The organism is Thalassospira sp. UBA1131, from assembly GCF_002311515.1.
In the GTDB taxonomy this organism is placed as follows: Bacteria; Pseudomonadota; Alphaproteobacteria; order Rhodospirillales; family Thalassospiraceae; genus Thalassospira.
Genome location: NZ_DCAO01000111.1, coordinates 3,328 through 8,275 on the forward strand (window position 1 = coordinate 3,328; position 4,948 = coordinate 8,275).

At 53.3% G+C, this 4,948-nt stretch carries 5 protein-coding genes and 1 pseudogene; all 6 read left to right on the plus strand.

Annotation, left to right across the window (positions count from 1 at the left end):
- Nucleotides 1-300 (plus strand): annotated as a pseudogene (locus B3Z49_RS18815) (methyl-accepting chemotaxis protein); the annotation flags it as partial.
- Between the two features lie 363 nt (nt 301-663).
- Nucleotides 664-1,425: an ABC transporter ATP-binding protein gene (locus B3Z49_RS18820; RefSeq protein WP_343834339.1), complete on the plus strand. Its 762-nt coding sequence runs from the start codon at nt 664-666 to the stop codon at nt 1,423-1,425.
- A gap of 88 nt (nt 1,426-1,513) precedes the next feature.
- Nucleotides 1,514-2,311: a transporter substrate-binding domain-containing protein gene (locus B3Z49_RS18825; RefSeq protein WP_296993619.1), complete on the plus strand. Its 798-nt coding sequence runs from the start codon at nt 1,514-1,516 to the stop codon at nt 2,309-2,311.
- A 114-nt stretch (nt 2,312-2,425) separates the two neighbouring features.
- A complete protein-coding gene (locus B3Z49_RS18830; protein WP_296993620.1) occupies nt 2,426-3,118 on the plus strand; it encodes an ABC transporter permease in 693 nt (230 codons plus the stop codon).
- A 3-nt stretch (nt 3,119-3,121) separates the two neighbouring features.
- Nucleotides 3,122-3,868: an ABC transporter permease gene (locus B3Z49_RS18835; RefSeq protein ID WP_008891029.1), complete on the plus strand. Its 747-nt coding sequence runs from the start codon at nt 3,122-3,124 to the stop codon at nt 3,866-3,868.
- Nucleotides 3,869-3,983: 115 nt separating this feature from the next.
- Nucleotides 3,984-4,948 (plus strand): succinylglutamate desuccinylase/aspartoacylase family protein (locus tag B3Z49_RS18840; RefSeq protein WP_296993696.1); only part of this gene is annotated, 965 nt, incomplete at its 3' end.

The following is a 4,948-nucleotide window of genomic DNA, read 5'->3' on the forward strand; positions in this document are numbered from 1 at the left end:
GTTTCCGAAATCAGGTCTATTTCCGGAACGATCGAGCGGATCAACGAATTCTGCAATGCCATTGCAGCCGCGGTTGAGCAACAAGGGGCTGCGACACAAGAGATTGCAGACAGCGTTCAACGTGCAGCATCGGGCACACAGGAAGTCTCGCAGAACGTGTCGGCCGTCTCTGATACCGCCAACATGGTAAGTGAGGAAGCCAACTCGCTCCTTTCGTCTTCCCAGGAATTGCGAAAACTTGCCCAACGTCTCAGGGAAGAAGTTATCGGCTTCCTGAAATCTGTGCGCGACAACGACTAGATAACAAACGGTCACTGGTTTGCATGGTTTGAAACCGTCGTTTTTACCAACCACCGGCCGGATTCCGTCGTGGGCGCATCTTCTCCCTAAAATCCATGTAGTTTTTTATTGCGTAAAATCCCTTACTGCTGCACGATTTGTGCAATGCGGTCGTTAATGGTGATGTGTAACCGTCTGAAACCGCAGTTTTCTTCATAAAACTGCAAAATATCAGTGGAAATGCTCTCGTTGGACAGGCAATTATTGACGGAATGAGAGGCGCTTTGGCGTGTCTTGTGGGGGAGCATCCTATTCGGGATGCTAAGACGAACGAAGAATGAAGACTCTCAACAGGGATAATTTAAACTCGTTATGAGCAAAGACATACCCGCCCTACAGGTCGAAGGGATGTTCAAAAGCTTTGGGGACCATGAAGTTCTTAAAGGAATTGATCTTACGGCCAATACCGGGGACGTGATTTCGATTATTGGCTCGTCCGGTTCGGGCAAAAGTACGTTTCTGAGATGTATCAACCTGCTTGAAACGCCCAATGCTGGCGCTGTTCACGTCAAAGGTGAACTGATCCGCATGAAGAGGCTCAAGGATGGCTCACAGGAAGCCGCCGATAAGAAGCAGCTTCAGCGTATTCGCACCAAGCTTGCGATGGTGTTTCAAAGCTTCAATCTTTGGAGCCACCTGACCATTCTTGAGAATGTTATCGAAGCACCGATCCACGTGCTTGGTGTTCCGAGAAAAGAAGCAATCGAAAACGCAGACGCGTTGCTGCAAAAGGTCGGGATGTATGAACGTCGGGATTATTATCCCGGTCATGTCTCTGGCGGCCAGCAGCAGCGTGCAGCCATTGCGCGCGCGCTTGCGATTTCACCTGACGTCTTGCTGTTTGACGAGCCGACTTCGGCACTTGATCCGGAACTCGTCGGTGAAGTTCTCAGGGTTATGACCGATCTTGCCGAAGAAGGCCGCACGATGCTTGTCGTGACCCACGAGATGGGCTTTGCGCGCGGTGTATCAAGTCATGTGATGTATTTGCATCAGGGACGGGTTGAGGAATTCGGCAATCCGACCGATGTATTCGAGAATCCAAAATCGGAACGCATGAAGCAGTTTCTTCAGCGCGATTTCTGATTTGGGCAGACCAGGGCCTGGTTGGCTCTGGCCGCAAGAATGGGAGCACGTCGTTGCGCGCCATTCCAATCAACAAGGGAGACTATGAATGAAAAACTGGATCAAGGTTGCATCTGCCGCAGCAATTGGCATTGCACTGAGTGCTTCGGCAGCAAGTGCTGCCTGGGAAAAAGTCGTTATCGCGACCGAGGGTGCCTACCCTCCGTTCAACATGATGGACGATAATGGCAACCTCATCGGTTTCGACGTTGATTTTGCCAACAAGCTTTGCGAAACCGCAAAGATCGAATGCGAAATCGTTGCTCAGGACTGGGACGGCATGATCCCGGGTCTTTTGGCCAAGAAATATGACGCGATCATTGCTCAGATGTCGATCACCGAAGAGCGCAAGCGCTCCATCGATTTCTCCGACTATTACAGCAACACGCCGGCAGTGTTCGTTGGTAAGGACGGCATGAGCATCACCGCGTACAAAGACGGCGAAGTCATCGAAGACGCGCTTGATGGCATGGTGATCGGTGTTCAGCGTTCGACCACGCACGCAAACTTCCTTGAAGACAACTTCCCGGGTATCGAAATCCGCATGTACGGCACTCAGGACGAAGCCCTGCTTGACCTGACCGCTGGCCGTGTCGACGCGACCCTTGCTGACTCGGGCACGCTTGACGCTTGGGTAAGCTCCGAAGAAGGTAACGGTTACGGCTTCGTTTCCAACCAGTTCGCACCGACCGAATGGTTTGGCGAAGGTGCCGGTATCGGTATTCGCAAGGAAGACCAGGACCTGAAGGAAATCTTCAACAAAGCCCTGGCTGAAATGCTTGAAAACGGTTCTTACGAAGAACTGAACAAGAAATACTTCCCGGCGATCGATCTGCATCCGAATTGATCTGCCTTATCTATCCGGGGCGGCGAATTGTTCGCCGCCCCTCCCTTATTGTTGGGTGTTGCTTTTAATCAGGGGTGAAAAGCACGTTCGGCATCAAGGAAAGCTGGAGATACCATGCTTGATTTATACGGCCGCGGCTGGCAGATGCTTGAAGGGGGACTGGTCACAGTTCAGCTTTGCCTAACCGTTTTGCCATTCATGATTGTTATTGGTTTATTGGGCGCCTCAGCAAAGCTGTCGCGCTATCGCACACTGCGTGTGATCGGGGAAAGCTATACCGTTCTTATTCGCGGCATTCCCGAGCTGCTTGTTATTTTGTTGATTTATTTCGGCGGCACCATTGCTGTCCAAAGCCTTGCCGAAGCGATTTCCGGCGAGGAAACCCGCGTGGATATCCCCGCATTCTGGTCAGGTGTTGCTGCTTTGGCCCTAGTTCAGGGCGCATTCGCATCCGAAGTTTTCCGAGCCGCCATGCAATCGATCCCCATTGGTCAGATCGAGGCCGCGACAGCGTGCGGCATGACACCGATGCAGATTTTCATGCGCATCAAACTGCCGCAACTTTGGCGTTTCGCCCTGCCCGGGCTAAACAACCTGTTTCAGGTCCTGATCAAGGACACCGCGCTTATTTCGGTTGTCGGTGTCGAGGAAATTATGCGAAAGGCCGCCATTGGCGCCGGAACAGAGAAGGCACCGTTCACTTTCTATCTGGTGGCGATGCTTATATTCCTTTCATTTACAACGGTTTCGCTGCTGGTCTTCAACTATCTTGAAAAGCGGGCTGCCCGCGGTGTGGCGAGGGCGTAGCAGATGTTTGAAGATTTCATATACGTTCTTGGCAAGTACGACACCTGGCTATGGCGCGGCTTTTTGCTGACCATCGAGTTGCTTGTGATTTCGGTAACTCTTGGCACGCTTTTGGCCATTCCGTTGGCTGTGGCGCGTGTTTCGAAGAAGGTCTGGATACAGGCCCTGCCCTTTGCCTTCATCTATGTGTTCCGTGGAACGCCGCTGATCGGGCAGTTGTTCATGATGTATTATGGCGTCGGGCAACTGATTGCCAACATCGACGGCATTCAAGATCATTGGACCTGGACCTATCTGCGCGACCCGTATTGGTACTGCCTGCTGACCTTCGTTCTGAACACGGCGGCCTATGTTGCCGAAATCATGCGTGGTGGCATCCAGAATGTGCCCAATGGTGAACTCGAAGCAGCCCGTGCGTGCGGCATGTCGCCGTGGATTACCTATCGGCGCATTATCTTTCCCCGCATGTGGCAGATGATCTGGCCTGCCTACACCAACGATGTGATCTTTACCCTCAAGGCGACGTCGCTGGCATCGACCGTGACCATGATGGAACTCACCGGTGCTGCGCGTAAGATTGTTGCGCGTACCGCCCTTCCCTATGAGGCGTTCATATCGGCCGGTGTGATCTATTTGATTATCGTTTACTCGCTGACTTTTGGATTCAAGGGGATCGAACGCTATCTGCGTCGCAGTGAGCAGCGCAACGAACCCAAAACAGGCAGAGCAAAAGCAGCAACCTCGGCCTAAAAAATACCCGATCAAACCCGGTATTCGGAGACAGGTACCTGTCGGCGTGGCGTCGAAGGTGCCTTGATCCGGCCGGGTTGATTTGCCCCACGCCACCACCTTTCAGGATATCCAAATGCAAGAAGAACGCATTGAACTCGTCCGCCCCCAAATGGGCACCTCGCGCGCTTTAACCGTGCGGCGCTTTGGCAAACTGGGCCAAGGTCCAAAGGCCTATTTCCAGGCTGCCCTGCATGCAGATGAATTGCCCGGCGTCATTACGCTGCACCATCTTGAAGCACTTCTGAAGGAAGCCGACGCCAAGGGCGACATTACCGGCGAAATAGTTGTTGTTCCCTTCGCCAATCCGATCGGTTTTACCCAGTATGTCGATATGAAGCCGCTCGGACGGTTCGAAATGCGTAGTGGTCAGAACTTTAACCGTCACTATCCGGATCTGAGTGCGGCACTTATCAATGCTGTTGACGGCAAACTTGGTCAGGATGCCAAGGCCAACGTTGCATTGATCCGGACCGAGTTGCGCCGCCTGATCAAGGAACACCGCAAGGATGTCAGCCCGCTGACAGATCTGCAGGATTTGCGTCTGACGCTGGCGGAGCTTGCGATTGATGCCGATTACGTCATGGACTTGCATTGCGACTGGGAAGCACCGATGCATCTTTACATCAGCGACCATAACTGGCCGGATGCCGCGGATCTTTCGGCACAGATCGGATCAGAGTGCAGCCTGATTGCAGAAATCAGTGGTGACAACCCGTTTGACGAGGCATTCAGCCGCCCCTGGGTCGAACTTCGCCGTGCCTATGGCGACAAATTCCCGATCCCGATGGCGACACTGGCCACCACGATCGAGCTGCGTGGTGATCGCGATGTCTATGATGAGTACGCAATCGCAGACGCCGCCAATCTGTTCAAGTTCCTGCAGCGCCGTGGCCTGATTGCAGGTGATCCGGGCCCACTGCCGGACGCCAAATGTGATGCCACCCCGCTTGCCGGTGTGGATCGCGTGATGGCGTCACATGGTGGCATGGTTGTTTTCGCGGTTGATGCTGGCGCAAAAGTCAAAGCCGGTCAGGAGCT

Excerpts from the sequence above, each read along its gene's own strand:
- B3Z49_RS18825 (WP_296993619.1), top strand. The coding sequence starts at position 1,514 with ATGAAAAACTGGATCAAGGTTGCATCTGCCGCAGCAATTGGCATTGCA.
- B3Z49_RS18830 (WP_296993620.1), top strand. The coding sequence starts at position 2,426 with ATGCTTGATTTATACGGCCGCGGCTGGCAGATGCTTGAAGGGGGACTG.
- B3Z49_RS18835 (WP_008891029.1), top strand. The coding sequence starts at position 3,122 with ATGTTTGAAGATTTCATATACGTTCTTGGCAAGTACGACACCTGGCTA.